Consider the following 16,380-nt stretch of genomic DNA (forward strand, 5'->3'; position numbering starts at 1 on the left):
CGGGGAAGGCAAAGGCGTGGAACTCCGCGACTACATCACGGTGCTCCGCAAGGGATGGGTACTGATCGTCGTACTCGCCCTGGTGGGAGTGGCCGCAGCCGCAGGGTTCTCCCTGCTGAAGAAGCCGGTCTACTCGGCATCGGCGCAGGTCTTCGTCTCGACGGAGACCACCGGCAGTGCGAGTGACCTGGCCCAGGGGAACACCTTCACCCAGCAGCGGGTCCTGACGTACTCGAACCTGGTGTCGACGCCGATCGTGCTCCTGCCGGTCATCTCGTCGCTCAAGCTCGACATGAACGCCGACCAGCTCGCGACGATGGTCACGGCGACGGCGCCGACGAGCACGACCCTCATCTCCATCTCGGTGGAGGGCACCGACCCGGTGCAGGCCGCTGACATCGCGAACGCCACGTCGCAGAGCCTGACCAACGTCGTGCAGGACATCGAAGCCACCGATGCGAACGGCACGAGCACCGTCAAGCTCACCCGGGTCAAGCAGGCCGACGTGCCGAGCACACCGGTCAGCCCGAACGTGCCCGTCAACGTCGCGCTCGGTCTGCTCGTCGGACTCGCGCTCGGCGTCGGCATCGCCGTGCTGCGCGAGACCCTCGACAACCGCATCCGGACCGAGCTCGACGTCGAGAAGATCAGCGACAAGCCGGTCATCGGCGGGATCGCGTACGACAGCAAGGCCGCCGAGCGTCCGCTCATCGTGCAGGTCGACCCACGCAGCCCGCGGGCCGAGTCCTTCCGCACGCTCCGGACGAACCTGCAGTTCCTCGACATCGGGACCGGTTCCCGCACCTTCGTGATGACCTCGTCGATGCAGTCTGAGGGCAAGAGCACCACCGTGGCGAACCTGGCGATCGCCCTGGACAGCGCAGGGTTCCGCGTCATCCTGATCGACGCCGACCTGCGTCGCCCCCGCGTCGCCGAGTACATGGACGTCGAGGGCAACGCTGGCCTGACCGACGTCCTGATCGGGCGCGCGGACCTGGAGGACGTCGCCCACCCGTGGGGCCGCGGCAAGCTCGTCGTCCTGCCCGCCGGTCCGATCCCGCCGAACCCGTCCGAACTGCTCGGGTCGCGCGCCATGCAGGACCTGATCGAACTGCTCGAGCAGCAGTTCGACTACGTCCTGTTCGACGCACCGCCGCTCTTGCCGGTGACGGACGCGGCGATCCTCGCCAAGAAGGCGTCCGGTGCGATCCTCGCCGTCGCCTCCGGCCAGACGCTCAAGGGCCAACTCGCCGCCGCGGTCGCGTCGCTCGAGAACGTCGGTGCCCCCGTCTCGGGCTTCGTCATCACGAAGATGCCACTCAAGGGCCCGGGTGCCTACGGCTACGGCCGGTACGGCTACGGGTACGGCTACGGGCTGGACGAGGAAGACAAGTCGGCGACGACGTCGGTGCACCCGCCCAAGCGCATCGGCAAAAAGCTCGGCGTCCTCCGTCGAGCAGGACGCTGAACGGGGTCGGGGGACATGGACAATCGCCGAGGGACCCGAAGCCTCGGCCGCTCACTGCCCAGGACCACCCTGATCTTGGTGGCCGTCGTGGTGGTGGTGCTGGTCGTCCTCGACATCGTGCTCGTCGCGCTCGCCCTGGGCAGGACGGATTCCGAGCAGAACGGCCCTGCGGGCCCCATCCCCACCTTCACGAGCACCCCGCACACGGCCGAGACGCCGACGGCGGGAGCGTCTGCTGACGCAGACACGGCTTCGTCGGGCGAGACGGCTCACCGCCTCTTGTCAGCGGTCGACGGCCAGGAGGCATGGCGTGCGTCCGCCGGAACGTGCGGCGGTCCCCGACCGGTGCTGGAACACACCGTGGACGGCGGGGCGACGTGGGTTCCGGTGGGACTCGGGACAGACGTCGGATCGCTCATGGCGATCCGCGCCTCCGATGCGGAGCTCTCGGTCCTGGTGGGCGTCGGCGAGGACTGCACCGCGACGGTGCGGACCAGCACCGACGCCGGCGTGACCTGGGATGCCGGAACGGCCGGCGCCGCCGGCGCCGGCATCACCGCCGACGGTGTCGTGCTCGCAGGCGAGACCGTCCAGGCTCCTTGTACCGACCCGATCGACGCGTTCCAGGGGGAGCAGACCTCGGTCGTCATCTGCGACGGCCACCTCGAGTGGCGCACCGGTACTGCAGCGTGGGTCGACGTGCCGATGGGCGGCGTGCGCTCGATCGGCGTGGACGGCGGCGAGTACACGCTGGCGCGTGTCGGCGCGGCGTCGTGCGACGGCGTGCAGTTCGAGACCATGCCCGCGGCTGACGTGACCCCAACGACCCCGACGACGCCGATCGGTTGCGCCACCGGCGCGGACACCGACGGAACCGTCTCGATCGACCGCGTCGAACAGGACGTGTGGCTGTGGGACGGCGACACGGTGCGGGTCTCCGCGGACGGCGGAGCGTCCTGGTGACCGGGCCGCGCGCATGACCGCCGACGTCGTCGGTGCTCCGCGCGTGATCGACACCACCGGGGACTGGAGTCGCACGTACTCGCGTCGCGTGCTCCTGACCGACCTGCTCGCGGTGATCTGGGTCGTCTTCGGCGTGCAGATCGCATGGCTCGGACTCCAGTCGAACCTGGCCACGAACACCGCGGACCTGCGACTGAGCTACTCTGCCATCTCGATCGTCGTGATCGTCGTGTGGATGGGCGCCCTCGCCCTGTACGACACTCGTGATGCCCGAGTGATCGGCGTGGGCAGCACGGAGTACCGCCTGGTCGCGGACTCCAGCGTCCGCGTGTTCGGTCTGCTCGCGATCGCGGCGTTCCTGCTGCACGTCGACCTCGCTCGCGGGTACGTGCTCATCGCCTTCCCGCTCGGGATCCTGGTATTGCTGCTGTCCCGCTGGATGTGGCGGCAGTGGCTCGTCGCCCAGCGCCAGCGCGGGGCCTACTCGGCGACGGTGCTGCTCGTCGGCTCGCCCGCCAGCGTCCTGCACATCGGCCGTGAACTCGGCCGGTCCCCAGAGGCCGGCTACCGCGTGGTGGGAGCGGTCGTGTCGAACAACCTCCACGGTCTGCTGCCCGGCTCGACGATCCACAGTCACGGCGGCTTCGACGACGTCGGCTCGGCGCTGCGCGAGACCGGCGCCGACACCGTGGTGATCACGAGTTCCGACGACCTGCCGCCGGAGCGCGTCCGGCAGCTCAGCTGGTCCCTGGAACCCGGCCGACAGCACCTGGTCGTCGCACCGAGCCTGACGGACATCGGCGGCCCGCGCATCCACACCCGTCCCGTTCAGGGCCTGCCGCTGATCCACGTCGAAACCCCGACGTACTCGGGCCGCAAGCTCTACACGAAGCGGGCCTTCGACCTGGTCGGCGCGACGCTGCTCGTGATCGTCCTGTCACCGCTGCTGCTCGCCCTCGCGCTGCTGGTGAAGGCCACGTCCACGGGCCCGGTCTTCTTCCGCCAGGAGCGCGTCGGCCTGAACGGCAGCACCTTCGAGATGATCAAGTTCCGCTCCATGGTGGTCCACGCCGAGGATCGCTTGCAGGAACTCAGCAGCCTGGACCGGGCCGTAGGCAACGACGTCCTCTTCAAGATGCGTAACGACCCCCGTGTTACCCGGGTCGGTGCGTTCATGCGCCGCTACAGCCTGGACGAGGTCCCGCAGCTGTTCAACGTCCTCGCCGGCAGCATGTCCCTGGTCGGCCCGCGCCCGCCGCTGTCACGCGAGGTCGCCCGCTACGACACCCACGTGCACCGCCGCTTCCTGGTGAAGCCAGGCATGACCGGCCTGTGGCAGGTCAGCGGTCGTTCAGACCTGTCGTGGGAGGACTCTGTGCGCTTAGATTTGTACTACGTCGAGAATTGGTCGATTACCGGAGACCTCATTATCCTGTGGAGGACCGTTCGAGCCGTGTTCCGGCCGGAGGGAGCGTACTAGTGCGCGACAGAGACGTCTCGGGTGTCGCCGGTGCTCCGGAACGCGCCCACAGCACTGCGCAAATCCTGGTGATCTCGCCCTGGGGGCTCTGCGGTGGATACAGCGGTCCGGTGACGCTTATGAACCGATTATACGGCGCTCTGAGAAGCTGCTACAGGGTCGATGTCGCTTACCGGAATCGCGGAATTGAAGTGGAGGCGCCCTGGGTAACGAGCGGGTTCCCGATTCTCGCGACGCGGCCCGGCAGGTTTAGTCGGTTTGACCAACTCCGGTGGGCTCTAAAAGTCCGCAAATTACTGTGGAGGAGCGCTAATGACTACAAGTACGTGCATCTTCACGGTGCCTACATTACGAACATGCTTGCGGTGCCACGAAGAATACGGAAAAAACTCATTGTTCTTCCGGTGCTCGAAAGCGGCGACCTCCCTGCGGGTGCTGCGGCGTCGCCGCTCAAGCGGAAGATCTATCGTCGCGTACTCAAACATGCTTTCCTAGGGCTTGCACTGTCTGCCGGTATTGAGCACGAACTTGTTTCGCTCGGTTTACCGCGCGAACGAGTCCTTCGTATCAACAACCCCTCCGGCACCGCCGTCGGCAAGGGCAGCGGCGGTGAGCGGTCAAACAATGAGTTCACAATCGGTTTCGTCGGCAAGATTGGCCCGAACAAGAACCCGCACCTTGTGCTCGACGCCGTGGCGGGGCTGCATGATCGCGGCGTGCAGGCGCGGGCGATATTAGTTGGTCCCTTCGCCGATTCGCAGTTCGAGCAGAAATTCCGCGCGCATGCGGAGCGACTTGGAATTGTTTCTAGCGTCACAATCACAGGATTCGTGGAGGATGTCCAAGCGCATCTTCTGCAAATGGACATCTTTTTGTTACCGTCCAAGCATGAAGGCATGCCTGGCGCGTTGGCGGAAGCGATGGCATTTGGCATTCCTGCGGTTGTCACAGACGTCGGAGACATGGGGCGACATGTGAGAGCGGCCCAATCCGGGCTTGTAGTGGACGCGGCCTCCCCCCCGATTATAGATGCGCTGGAACGACTAACTGACCCGCTTGTCCGCCGAGACATCGGTGCCCGCGCTCGTAGTTATGCTGCTGCGAATTTCCTTCCTGCTGCGGTGGCTACCGCCGTGCAGGCCAAGATCAAGCAACTTGAGGGAGTCGAACCAAATCATGGATCGTGACGTCGCGGCGAAACTTCCCGGCCTTGGAGAAATGGGTCTATCCCTAGAGTCATTGCGGGGTCGGAGCGCCTGGGTAGTGCCCATGACGGGGCGTTCCGGCAAGCTGCTAGGCAATAATGGAGACTTGCTGATGCACGCCGTCTTCAGGAAGATTCTCGCGGCATTTGACATCCATGTCGCCGAGAGCAAAGAAGATGCCGAATCGGTCATTGTCCCGCCGTCTGGCGCGTTGTTGGAGAGCTATGGCTTCCCCGATCTACTTGCGGAACGGTTGAGGGGGACGGGGCATCTGCCGCTTCTCATCTTCCCATCGTCGGCGCTATTCCCGACTCGAGACCCTGCGTTCATGTTCGAGGGCCGCGACGCGGCCGCGGTGTGGATGCTTCGTGAGGCGCCGTCCTTGAACCACCTAACCGACCGTTGGGGACCCTCGCTGACACGGTCCGGTGTTGAGCTCGTCTTGTCGCACGATGTCGTCGCGATTGGGCATGAGTTCGTCCCCGAACTGATCGGCCGCCCGTCAGCTCGGCCTAAGACCCTCTTGATTGCGCCGAGGGCTGACCGAGAACGAACGACGGCCATCAGCGAGTCGACAGCTGAGAGCGGCAGCTCCGCCGGACCTGGACTGCTCAGCGGATGGGCCGAGGGACGAGCACTCGGCCGTCGTATTGCCCGCTTTATGCGTAAGGAACGGACCGAATTTCTGGCAACTCAACTCAGTACGCGTCTCGATCCTGAGGTTCTCGCTTTGCTCGTACGGGGAAGTCAGCGGCGTCTGTGCCTTGATCTGAGTTCGGCGCAGTTCTGTTCCTTCACTGAGTACGCACGTGAGCTCCGTAAGGCCGAATGCGTCATCACCGACCGCCTTCACGTGGCACTTCCTGCCGCAATCTTAGGTGCGGAGGTCTACATCGCTGAAGCTGGTTACCACAAGTTGCGGGGCGTGTACGATAACTCGCTTTCGCAGTTGCCGAATGTTCACCTCGTTGTTTGAGTCGGCACCGCGTCGGCCCCTGGTCCGGGGTTGCTCATGCTGAGGGGGATCTTGGGTCTTTCCGTCGGCACCGTTGTGACGCGAGCGCTTGCCGCGGTAAGTCAGTTGCTCCTGGCGATCTGGCTTGCACCTGCGGACTTCGGCGCCTGGGCGGCAGCCACTTCTCTGATCTCATTGTTGACAGGACTCGCCAACTTCGGCGAGGTTAACGGCTACCTGAGCGGCAAAGGTGGCTCCTACGACAGGGTCAAGCGGGTCACTCGGCGGCAGAACTCGTTACTCGCCTTGTTAGGCCTTGGCCTCGCCGCAATCTATTTCGTCCGAGGCGAGCAGGAAGTAGGCTGGCTCGCAGTGATCGTCACGCTCACGATCCCACTCGTCGGTGATGCAGAGCGGATGTACTCGACCGGTGTCAAGATTCGGGCCTACGGAACTGTTGTCTCGGCGCAGGCCGCTGCCGCTTTGGTCAAGATCGGGGTTGGTGTCCTGATCGCTGCTCTCGGCGGCGGGTCATTTTCGCTTGCCGTTTCGACGCTACTCTTCTACCTGGTCATGGATGTGTTCGTCACGTCTGCGATACGCAACCGAATGGAGCCCGGGGGGCCGGAACTTGACAATATCGATCGGAGGGACCGGTTCAAGTGGGCGGTAAACTCACTTTTCATCACTCTGCCCTTGCAGGCCGGGTTCCTCGTCGCGCAGTTCGTAACCAGCGCGCACGTCCTCGGTTTGTATTACTTTGCCTACCAGGTCACTACTGGTATCAGCGGCTTGATCTCAGTCCCGTTGTCAAGGGTGACCTTGTCTCGCTTCGCCGAGCTTGCCGGGACACATCGGGGGAGGGAAGCGCGGAGGATCGCAACGATCTTTGGGGGAGCGACTCTTCTCGCAGCCGCGGCGATGGCGCTGGTGCTGCCCGAACTGCGGCCCTTTTTGGGTTCCACGTGGATCGACGCTGTGCCGGCAGTCATCCTGCTGTCGGCGAGCCTCCCTGCTCGGATGATGACTCCGGTGATGGATGCATTGCAGCAATCGCGTGACCGCTGGTGGCAGAGTACTGGATTCAATGCGGTCGACGCTGCGGGCACAGCGGCGGCGGCACTCACCGCGGCGACAGGTGACGTTCTTATCCTCGCGGCTTCGCTAAGCGTCTGGAAGATAGCCTTGGGTCTCACACGGATGTGGGTGGTCCTGCGGGATCAACCCGTCGGACCTCGAATTGCGCTAACTGTCCCCGTCTCCGTGGGGGCTTTGCTCGTTATGTCCTCGCAGTTCATTCCGCGTGACGCTGCGGCGATAGCGGCCATGAGTGCTGGCCTGCTCAGTGTGGTTTGGGTGGCAACTCAGTTCGGGAAAAGAAGCACGGGAGCGGCAAGTGAAAGCTGAATCGAGGGCGACCCTCATACGTTTCGTCTTATTCGCGGCCGGTTATTTGCTGCTCTTCCAAACCGATTCAAGCCCGGCCGGTGTGAAGGAAGGATATGTAGCCGTGTCGGTCGGTTTTGCGTCCGTAGCCGCCTTTCGCTTGCGAAAGCTTGAAGAGCAGGGAGTGCCCCGGGGTGTTTTTGTTTCCGTCGGGATCATGCTGCTGCTGCTGCTGCTATGGTCCGCGCGGTTGATCTCTGGCGGGGTAGCCATCGAGGATTGGATCCGCGACGCGCTCAACTACATTCTGTTTCCGGTCGCGCTGCTGATCGGAGCCGACGCGGGAACCAGTCTTCGAAGAGGTTTCGTTGGTAAGGTAGTCCTGATAGTCGGCGTGTTCGGCGCATTCACGTTTATGGAGACGTGGCTGGCGCGGAGGAGCGGTGAAATGCTTGGATACGAACAGGTGGGTCTGGCCTCGAGCTTCGTTCCCCTCACGAGCATCTGTCTTTGCCTCGCGGTCTTCTTCGCGGGTGAGCGTTGGCGTGGTGCCGCTTTGCTGCTCGCCCTAGGTCAGATGGTTCTACTCGCAGTGTCGGGCGGCCGAACCGTGTGGATCTACTGCGTAACTGCCTTGTTGGCTTCCTTCTTGGCTGCAGCTGTGCCACTAGGCGTACGTTTGGGGCGAGCGGCCGTTGCTTTAGGGGCTACTTTGTTCGGCGTTACAGTCGTCTTTTCGCTATCTACTGCCATCGGCGGCGGTATAGCAAATGCACGGATTGCAAGCTTGAAAACGTTGGCTGATGGCGGAGTGCAATCGCTATTGGCCGACGGATCCGCAATCGAACGGATCCGCGCGTATCAGTGGACGGCGGCGATTTGGCAGGAGCACCCCCTCATCGGGCGAGGTCTCGGCTACACCTTCCCATCGGTGACAACGGGCAACTTCAACGCCGGGATCTACACGCTCGACACTCCGATCGTCGTCCTTGCGAAATTTGGGGTCCTCGGGACACTGCTAATTCTCGCCGCGATTGCCGTATTGTGGTGGACACTCCGTGTTGGCTCAGGAGGTGACCGGACCGGGCGGGCGTTCTTGATTACGCTCACGATCGTGGTTCTCGTTCTGGTACCGAATGGCTTCCCGATCGAGAATCGAGGCTTCGACCTCCTGGTCTGCATGGGTGTGGCGTATGTGCTGGCGGCGGGGACAAGAAGTTCGCCCTCGTCTACTGCACCCGACTTGAAACTAGAGGAAACCGTTGGCTAACCGCTCTCTCGGTCGTTGTCTGATTGTCAACGCGTACTCGTACAAAAACGCCGGAGACGCGGCGATCATGCTTTCTACGGCGCGGCTGTTGAAAGACATGGGAGCTTCCTCGGTATCAATTGCTTCACGATATGACGACAGCGATGCGTACGGTGAGTACGGTCTGGTCGTCGTTCCGCCCATTGTGGCATTTCCGGCCTCGAGCGGAGGGTCGAAAGTGTTCAGGATGGGAGTACTGCTTTGCTCTTCGATCAAAGCGATGGGCACTATTTTGACCGGGGGCGTGCTCGGGGGAAGTCGTCTCCGTGGAGCCTACGATACGCTCGTGGTCGCTGGTGGAGGGTATATGTACTCGTCCAAGCGATGGCTCAACATGAGCCTGTGGCACAGCTTGCTTTCGGTCAGACTGGGCGTAGCAGCGCTAGACACTGTCCTGATGATGCCGCAGAGCATTGGACCGATCGAGCGCTATCTCGATCGAGTTCTTGTTGAATGGGCGCTAAAAGGTGTGCAAGTAGTAGTGCGTGAGACGAAATCGCTCGAGGCGTCGAGCCAAAAGCCCGATCTGAAGGGTGTTCGCGTGATAGACGATGTTGCCTTCTACCCCGGGATCGAAGTTCGCGCCTCGATCGCTCAAGTGAAGCCCATTCTCCGTCTGGTCGCGATGGATTGGACCTGGTCCCGATCGGTTTCAGCGTCTCTGTTTGACCGATATGTCTCGCATATGGCTGTGCTCGCCGACCTGGCGGCAACTGCGGGTTTCCGAGTTGTGCTCGGAGGGCATTCCTGCCTTGGCGAACACGACCAAGACGATATCCGAGTGGCGGAACGAATAGGGTCGCTCTCCCTTAGCAACCCTTCCATAGACGCCAACACAGATGTCGCCCACCTCTACAATGAGTACTCGGACGCCGCGGCAGTTGTTGGAACGAGGCTCCACTCGTGCATCATGGCATTGTCAGTCGGGACGCCGGCGGTGGGGCTCTCCTACCAAGAGAAGACGCCGGGAGTTCTTGCTGGCATCGGTCACGAAGAGTTTGTGCATCCCGTCGACGACTTCGATCCAGCGGTCGTGATGGCGCAGATACAAGCGCTGGTCGCAACTCCTCGGGCGTACTGGGCTAGCTCCGCTGCTCGGACTAGGCAAACTATCCTTGAGAAGTATGAGGCGCAAATCCGATGACACGGCTCGTCTTCTGGCTACCTGCTGTTAATCCCTACTGGCGCGATCGATTCAACGCGCTCGCTGCCGATGGAGAAGTCGACTTCGAGTGTTGGTTCAACAGACACCTGGATCCCGACCGCAGTTGGGACGTCCACCCGCAGAGTATGGCGTTTGATCATACCTTCATCGGTAAGAGTGGCGACCAACACGCATGGTTGTTCGTACACGACTTGTGGAGTGCGTACAGAAGAGCGAACCCGAGCACGATATTTACTTTTCATCACGAGCCGAAGCTCTGGCCCGTTTGGTTGCATCGACTGCGAGGTCGGAACGTTGCCCTTTATGCACTTATGACCTGGGACTCGTGGGTTAAGCGGAGCCGAGTGAAGGAAGTCGCAAAGCGCCTATTCTTTTCGGCAGCTACGTCGGTACTTACGCCTGGTCCGCAGTCCGATGCTTATACGGCGAAGTATGGCGCTAAGAACATCTACCGTCTGCATCACGCCGTCGACGTTCAACGCTTAGGGGCCGCGAGCCACGAGCGGTCGGCTTCTGAGGCGCTGCGCCTTCTTTATGTTGGTCGCATGATCAAGGGCAAGGGCGTGAGGATGCTAACCCGGGCCCTGGAGCCGGTGCTCCGAGGCCACCCCAGCGTGAGTGTCCGGTTCGTAGGAGATGGTCCGCTTCGTCAGGAGTTGGAGGAGTGGGCTGAACGTACCGGGCCGCAGGTGGAGGTCTCGGCTTTCATCCAGTCCGAGGGCATGGCCGACGTGTATAGCGCCGCGGATGTTTTGCTGTTTCCGACAGAGGGTGACCCCTACGGCCTTGTTGTGGACGAGGCGCTTGCGGCAGGGGTGCCTGTGGTGTCCAGTGATTGCGCAGGTGACATTGCGTGGCGGTTGGAGGGCGGCAGAGGATGGGTGCTCCCGGTGGGTGACGAGGTGGCGTGGACACGCCTGCTCAATCAGATCGCAACCGATCGCGGGCAGTTAGCCGGAATGTCGGCCAACGCGCTGAAGTTTAGCGCGGGACACGGCGTGGATCGCTGGGTAGCCGAGTTGAAGACCTGGCTTGAAGTTTCCGAGAACGACGGCTACAAGGACCGAGAATTGCATTGAGCAGCGATTGGCGCGGTCACATTCGTGTGTCGTACAAGTGTTCGAGTCGTAGAGCCACAGCTGCGGCACTGAAATTGGCTTCAACCACTCGCGCGCCGGCAGTGGAAAGGCTAGCTCGCAGGGACGCTGAAGCTGCTAGGCGCTCGATGGCGTCCGCCAAATCTTGAGGCGTTTCGTCGATGACTAGTGCGGCGTGTTTTTCTTCCAGTGCGGATGCCAAGCCATTACTTCGGGTGATGATTGTGGGCGTGCCCGCGGCGAGCGCTTCAAGAACTGACATGGGAACGACTTCTCCAATGCTGGGCAGAACGTATACGGACGCCTGTGCGATACGTTTTGGTGCCTCGCCCGGGGCGATCGGTCCCTCGTAGATAAGCGTCTTGTCCAAACTGTTCTCGACTATGAAGGTCTGCAATTCGTCGAGATCGCCCTCGTCGGGGCCAACTACGGAGAAGCGAAGGAGAGGTAAGCGCGCGGCGAGGAGAGCTGCTGCTCGCGCGAAGGTGAGTACGCGCTTCCTCGGGTGCAGACGCGCTAGGAACAAGATTTCCAATGCGCCCTCAGGGTGCACGCGGCGGGACATGGCGGCCTGTGAGGCTGTCCCAACGCCGTTGGTGACACGATCTGTTTGACTTCGATTGCGCGAAAGTCCGCCGATGCCTTCCTCTTCTTCGGGAGTGAGCGTCAGGACACTGGAAGCTGAGGCTAGCGCGGGCCGGATGAACAGTCGGTCGAAAGTAGCGGCGCGAAGGCGTCCGTCGGGCATGACCATCCCGTGCGTCTGGAGAAACAAGCTGGCGCTCCCGGCGATAGCGTTTCGCGCGACGGATGCGGTGACGAGGTCGCGACCGAGATGGACGTGCAAAATGTCCCGCTCCGCCGCGGCCGTGCGCAGATAGCGCTGCATCGCAAAGGAGAACATCCCACTGAAGCCGAGGCTCGGCAGTCGGTTCAGCGTGAACAGGCGGACGCGCACTCCGGGGACATCCACCTCCAGTCGCCCGTCCCAGCCCATTACCAGTTCGACATCGTGGCCCAGCGCTGCGAGTTCTCGCGTTTGTTCGATTGCGACTGCCAGCGGGCCACCGAACGCCCCATCACAGGATGCATAGGTGACCACGTGCGTGATTCGCAGGGCGCTCCGAGAGGTCATTGGAATCGCTTACCAAGGACGCGGATTTCTTGCCCAGACACCTTAGTGTTGGGTGGAATGTCGTCATTGACCACGGTCATCGGTGCGACGAGCGCGGACCGTCCGATTGTCACGCCGCCAGTAATCAAGCACCGAGACGTGATCCAAGCGCCGTCGTGGACCGTTATCGGGCGCGTGGTCAACGCCATGTTCGTCGCGTGCTTGTGACTGCCCGTAGTAAGCATTGTTTGTTGTGAGATCACCACGTCATGACCGAGTATGACTTTGTCCTGGTTGTGGAACCACACTCCCTCGCCGATCCAGCAGTTATCACCGACGGTGAGGTTCCACGGAAACTTCACTCGGGTGTCCGGCCTGAAGATAACCCCCCTGCCTATGCTCGCGCCGAATTTCCTTAGGGCCCAAACGCGAAGCCGGGAGGAAATTTGCCAAGGGTTTCGGACAAGGAGTAACTCGACCCCGGCCCAGGCAAAGACAACCCGCGCCGGGCGCCCCCACGCTGCTCGTTCTCCGGGCGCCTCTGATAGGGAGACGACCGGGACATCTGCATCATCGATCATGTTGACACTCTCGCTCGGCCATCTCGCTCAGTGCTCGCGGTTCCTTGGAGTAGTTCGTTGTGGGCTCGGACCGAGAGCCTAGCTCGGACTCGTCCGCCGGACGATATCGTGTCTGTGACGCCGCCCTCGCGGTACGGGCGGGTGTTCGTGATCGGGTGGGTAGCCCTGCAGCCGAACGCGGCCTCGAGCGTGGGCGAAGTTCCTTGCCCCGCTGGCGGCCTGTCTGCTGGGGGCGATCATGGAAGTGGGTCCGGCCAACTACGTTTGGTAGTGGGGCGAATGTCGATCTCGTCCCGGAGGGGCGCTGGGGCACCGATGACCACGCGGGCCGTCCTAAGGGGATCGACTGTTATGTTCTCCGAGTGGACAACCGCCTCTCAGTCCTGTTCGTCGGCCTCAACTATGCGCCCGAAAGCACTGGCATCGCCCCGTACTCTGCGGGTCTTGCGCGACAGCTAGTGGCTCGAGGGATCAGAAGTCGAGTGATTTCGTCCTTCCCCCACTACCCGCAGTGGGCCTTCCGCGAGTCGCGGCCGCCTCGATCCCGCATCTCGGTGGAGGACGGTGTGCGGGTCGTGCGGCGGCGGCACCGGCTTCCGTCTCGGCCCGGGGGCTCGGCCCGCGCGCTGTCCGAACTTTCCTTCGGCGTTGCAGCTGCGACTACACGCTTCGGACACCCAAACGTGGTTGTGCTGGTCTCGCCAGCCTTGATCGCCACTGCAGTGGCGCTGTTGAAGGTTCGGCTGATGACCCGCCGACCAGTGGTTATGTGGGTCCAGGACCTCTACACGCTGGGTCTCAACGAGATTGGCGAGAAGAAGGCAGGTATCGCTACGACCGCGATAAAGGTTATTGAGCGCTGGTGCCTTCGTGGGGCCGACGCGGTTGTCGTCATCCACGAGCGCTTCCGCGACACACTCGTGCAGGAGATGGGCATCGACTCAGAGTCGGTGACGGTGGTCCGGAACTGGTCACACCTTGAGCCTGCGCCGCTCTTTGACAGAAGCGATATCCGCCAGCGTTTTGGGTGGGGCAAGGACGACCACGTCGTACTCCACGCTGGCAACATGGGGGTGAAGCAAGGCCTGGAGAACGTCGTCGACGCGGCGCGGCTCGCGTCTGAACGTGGGAGCAACGTCCGGTTCGTACTGCTCGGCGATGGAAATCAGCGCGAGCGGCTCGCTGGACTCGCCGTCGAGGTTCCTGCGTTGTCCTTGGTTAGCTCCCTTCCGGATGCGGAATTCCGCCTTGCGCTTGGAGCTGCTGACACCCTGTTGGTAAACGAGCGGGCCGGTGTTGCTGGTATGGCGGTGCCGAGCAAGCTCACGTCGTACTTCAGCACTGGGTTGCCGGTCATCGCGGCGACCGACGCGGGGAGCATCACCGAGTCTGAGGTGCTTCTGGCCGAGGCGGGAGTGGTCGTACCCGCCGGCAACCCGCGGGCGTTGCTCGATGCAGCCGAATCGCTCGCGAGGGACCCTGCACGAGCGGCTGATCTTGGTGAAAACGGACGCCGATTCAGGTCGGATCGGCTCACGCCACGTGCCTCGTTCGATACATTTACTCAGCTGCTCAGGGAACTGGCCGTGGGCGAGCGGGATCTTGCGACCAGAGAATCGGGGAACGTTTGACCAAGCGCGCGCTCATCACGGGCATCACCGGGCAGGACGGGTCGTACCTGGCCGAGTTGCTGCTCCGAAAGGGGTACGAGGTGCACGGGATCATCCGTCGTGCCTCGACGTTCAACACGTCGCGGATCGACCACCTGTACGTCGATCCGCACGAGTCGGGTGCCAAGCTGTTCCTGCACTACGGCGACCTGGGCGACGGTGCGCGGCTGGTCAGCCTCCTCAGCGAGCTGAAGCCGGACGAGGTCTACAACCTCGCGGCGCAGTCGCACGTGCGAGTGTCGTTCGACGAGCCGGAGCACACGGGTGACGTGACCGGTGTCGGAACGATGCGCATGCTCGAAGCGGTTCGTGTGTCAGGCATCCACACGCGGTTCTACCAGGCGTCGTCGTCCGAGATGTTCGGGGCGACCCCGCCGCCGCAGAACGAGGAGACGCCGTTCTGGCCGCGCTCCCCGTACGGTGCGGCGAAGGTCTACAGCTATTGGGTGACGCGGAACTACCGCGAGGCGTACGGGATGTTCGCGGTCAACGGCATCCTCTTCAACCACGAGTCGCCGCGACGCGGTGAGACGTTCGTCACGCGGAAGATCACCCGTGCGGTCGCGCGGATCAAGGCCGGCCTGGAAGACCACGTCTACCTGGGCAACCTCGACTCGGTCCGCGACTGGGGATACGCAGCCGAGTACGTCGAGGGCATGTGGCGGATGCTGCAGGCCGACGAGCCGGACGACTTCGTCCTGGCTACCGGCGGCAACTTCACGGTCAAGGACTTCCTGTCCACCGCGTTCTCGCACGCGGGACTGGAGTGGGAAGACCACGTGCGGTTCGACGAGCGCTACCTGCGACCGAGCGAGGTGGATGCCCTCGTCGGCGACGCCTCCAAGGCAGAGCAGAAGCTGGGCTGGAAGGCCACTGTCGACACCGCCGAGCTGGCGAGGATCATGGTCGACGCCGACATCTCGGCCCTCGAGCACGAGGGTCGTCCCTGGATCGACACCGTCCGACTCGAGAGCTGGGGCTCCTGATGACCACGACCGACTTCACCCCTGGCCCGATCGATCGAGCGGACCGTGTGTACGTCGCAGGACACCGTGGTCTGGTCGGCTCGGCTGTGTGGCGAAAGCTCGAGTCCGAGGGCTTCGGCGACCTGATCGGGCGGACCTCGTCCGAGCTGGACCTGAAGGACCGCGGCGCTGTCTTCGCCTTCTTCGCAGACCAGAAGCCGAAGCACGTCGTCCTCGCTGCCGCGAAGGTGGGCGGGATCATGGCGAACAACACCTACCCACACGACTTCCTGAGCGAGAACCTGCAGATCCAGGTCAACGTCATGGACGCAGCCGTCGAGCACGGTGTTGAACGGCTCGTGTTCCTCGGATCGTCGTGCATCTACCCGAAGATGGCCGAGCAGCCGATCCACGAGGACGCGCTCCTGACCGGGCACCTCGAACCCACGAACGACGCGTACGCGATCGCGAAGATTGCCGGCATCCTGCAGGTGCAGGCCGTGCGGCGGCAGTTCGGCCGTCCGTGGATCTCGGCCATGCCGACCAACCTCTACGGTCCCGGCGACAACTTCTCGCCGACCGGTTCCCACGTCCTGCCGGCCCTCATCCGCCGGTACGACGAAGCCGCTCGCACGGGTACATCGAAAGTGAAGAACTGGGGAACGGGTTCGCCCCGTCGAGAGTTCCTGCACGTGGACGACATGGCGGCCGCCGTGTTCCACCTCATGGAGCACTACGACGGGCCGGACCAGGTCAACGTCGGTACCGGATCGGACGTGACGATCAAAGAGATCGCCGAGACGATCGGCCAGATCGTCGGGTTTGAGGGAGAGACCGTCTGGGACACGTCCAAGCCGGACGGGACCCCGCAGAAGCTCCTCGACGTGTCGAAGCTGGCGGACGCGGGGTGGACTGCGCAGATCGGGCTCGAGGACGGCCTTCGCAGCACCATCGACTGGTACCGCGAACACGTGGATTCGGTGCGTCAGTGACGCAGGTCGGACATGAGGAACCGTAGGATT

At 63.0% G+C, this 16,380-nt stretch carries 14 protein-coding genes; 12 read left to right on the forward strand and 2 right to left on the reverse strand.

Going from position 1 to position 16,380, the window contains the following annotated elements:
* The first annotated feature begins 16 nt into the window (after positions 1-16).
* The 9 genes from ITJ56_RS06125 (at position 17) to ITJ56_RS06165 (ending at position 11,010) form a co-directional block, all read left to right on the forward strand.
* Positions 17-1,468, forward strand: a complete 1,452-nt coding sequence (locus ITJ56_RS06125; RefSeq protein ID WP_194628723.1) for a polysaccharide biosynthesis tyrosine autokinase — start codon at positions 17-19, stop codon at positions 1,466-1,468.
* A 78-nt stretch (positions 1,469-1,546) separates the two neighbouring features.
* Positions 1,547-2,431: a hypothetical protein gene (locus ITJ56_RS06130; RefSeq protein WP_194628725.1), complete on the forward strand. Its 885-nt coding sequence runs from the start codon at positions 1,547-1,549 to the stop codon at positions 2,429-2,431.
* Between the two features lie 13 nt (positions 2,432-2,444).
* Positions 2,445-3,911 carry a sugar transferase gene (locus tag ITJ56_RS06135; RefSeq protein WP_194628728.1) on the forward strand — a complete coding sequence of 489 codons (1,467 nt, stop codon included), beginning with the start codon at positions 2,445-2,447 and terminating at the stop codon, positions 3,909-3,911.
* A gap of 110 nt (positions 3,912-4,021) precedes the next feature.
* Entirely contained in the window at positions 4,022-5,098 is a 1,077-nt protein-coding gene (locus ITJ56_RS06140; protein WP_323749740.1) for a glycosyltransferase, read from the forward strand.
* Between the two features lie 130 nt (positions 5,099-5,228).
* The gene (locus tag ITJ56_RS06145) at positions 5,229-6,092 is read left to right on the forward strand and encodes a hypothetical protein (RefSeq protein ID WP_194628732.1); all 864 of its coding nucleotides are present in this window, start codon (positions 5,229-5,231) and stop codon (positions 6,090-6,092) included.
* A gap of 51 nt (positions 6,093-6,143) precedes the next feature.
* Complete coding sequence (locus ITJ56_RS06150) at positions 6,144-7,478, forward strand: oligosaccharide flippase family protein (RefSeq protein ID WP_194628734.1); 1,335 nt, start codon at positions 6,144-6,146, stop codon at positions 7,476-7,478.
* The gene (locus tag ITJ56_RS06155; protein WP_194628735.1) at positions 7,468-8,727 is read left to right on the forward strand and encodes an O-antigen ligase family protein; all 1,260 of its coding nucleotides are present in this window, start codon (positions 7,468-7,470) and stop codon (positions 8,725-8,727) included. The genes ITJ56_RS06150 and ITJ56_RS06155 overlap by 11 nt, the downstream gene beginning before the upstream one ends.
* A complete protein-coding gene (locus tag ITJ56_RS06160) occupies positions 8,720-9,910 on the forward strand; it encodes a polysaccharide pyruvyl transferase family protein (RefSeq protein WP_194628737.1) in 1,191 nt (396 codons plus the stop codon). The genes ITJ56_RS06155 and ITJ56_RS06160 overlap by 8 nt, the downstream gene beginning before the upstream one ends.
* Positions 9,907-11,010 (forward strand): glycosyltransferase family 4 protein, encoded by a 1,104-nt coding sequence (locus ITJ56_RS06165; protein ID WP_194628739.1) that lies wholly within the window; start codon positions 9,907-9,909, stop codon positions 11,008-11,010. Before ITJ56_RS06160 ends, ITJ56_RS06165 begins: the two co-directional genes overlap by 4 nt.
* A 16-nt stretch (positions 11,011-11,026) precedes the next feature.
* On the opposite strand, the gene ITJ56_RS06170 is transcribed toward ITJ56_RS06165, so the two are convergent.
* Both ITJ56_RS06170 and ITJ56_RS18335 read right to left on the reverse strand, forming a co-directional pair.
* Positions 11,027-12,130 carry a glycosyltransferase gene (locus tag ITJ56_RS06170; RefSeq protein WP_194628741.1) on the reverse strand — a complete coding sequence of 368 codons (1,104 nt, stop codon included), beginning with the start codon at positions 12,128-12,130 and terminating at the stop codon, positions 11,027-11,029.
* 29 nt (positions 12,131-12,159) lie between these two features.
* Positions 12,160-12,723, reverse strand: coding sequence for an acetyltransferase (locus tag ITJ56_RS18335; RefSeq protein WP_228517234.1), 564 nt, complete (start codon positions 12,721-12,723; stop codon positions 12,160-12,162).
* A 362-nt stretch (positions 12,724-13,085) separates the two neighbouring features.
* Between ITJ56_RS18335 and ITJ56_RS06175 the strand changes: the two genes are divergently transcribed.
* The 3 genes from ITJ56_RS06175 to ITJ56_RS06185 are packed head-to-tail and all read left to right on the forward strand — an operon-like array spanning position 13,086 to position 16,350.
* Positions 13,086-14,354: a glycosyltransferase family 4 protein gene (locus ITJ56_RS06175; protein WP_323749731.1), complete on the forward strand. Its 1,269-nt coding sequence runs from the start codon at positions 13,086-13,088 to the stop codon at positions 14,352-14,354.
* Complete coding sequence (gene gmd, locus ITJ56_RS06180) at positions 14,351-15,379, forward strand: GDP-mannose 4,6-dehydratase (protein WP_194628743.1); 1,029 nt, start codon at positions 14,351-14,353, stop codon at positions 15,377-15,379. The genes ITJ56_RS06175 and gmd overlap by 4 nt, the downstream gene beginning before the upstream one ends.
* On the forward strand, positions 15,379-16,350 hold the full coding sequence (locus tag ITJ56_RS06185; RefSeq protein ID WP_194628745.1) for a GDP-L-fucose synthase family protein: 972 nt from the start codon (positions 15,379-15,381) through the stop codon (positions 16,348-16,350). The genes gmd and ITJ56_RS06185 overlap by 1 nt, the downstream gene beginning before the upstream one ends.
* The last annotated feature ends 30 nt before the right edge of the window (positions 16,351-16,380 follow it).

This window comes from Curtobacterium sp. VKM Ac-1376 (assembly GCF_015351025.1).
Lineage (GTDB): Bacteria > Actinomycetota > Actinomycetes > Actinomycetales > Microbacteriaceae > Curtobacterium.

Excerpts from the sequence above, each read along its gene's own strand:
- ITJ56_RS06185 (WP_194628745.1), top strand. The coding sequence starts at position 15,379 with ATGACCACGACCGACTTCACCCCTGGCCCGATCGATCGAGCGGACCGT.
- ITJ56_RS06165 (WP_194628739.1), top strand. The coding sequence starts at position 9,907 with ATGACACGGCTCGTCTTCTGGCTACCTGCTGTTAATCCCTACTGGCGC.
- ITJ56_RS06145 (WP_194628732.1), top strand. The coding sequence starts at position 5,229 with ATGCACGCCGTCTTCAGGAAGATTCTCGCGGCATTTGACATCCATGTC.
- ITJ56_RS18335 (WP_228517234.1), bottom strand. The coding sequence starts at position 12,723 with ATGATCGATGATGCAGATGTCCCGGTCGTCTCCCTATCAGAGGCGCCC.
- ITJ56_RS06135 (WP_194628728.1), top strand. The coding sequence starts at position 2,445 with ATGACCGCCGACGTCGTCGGTGCTCCGCGCGTGATCGACACCACCGGG.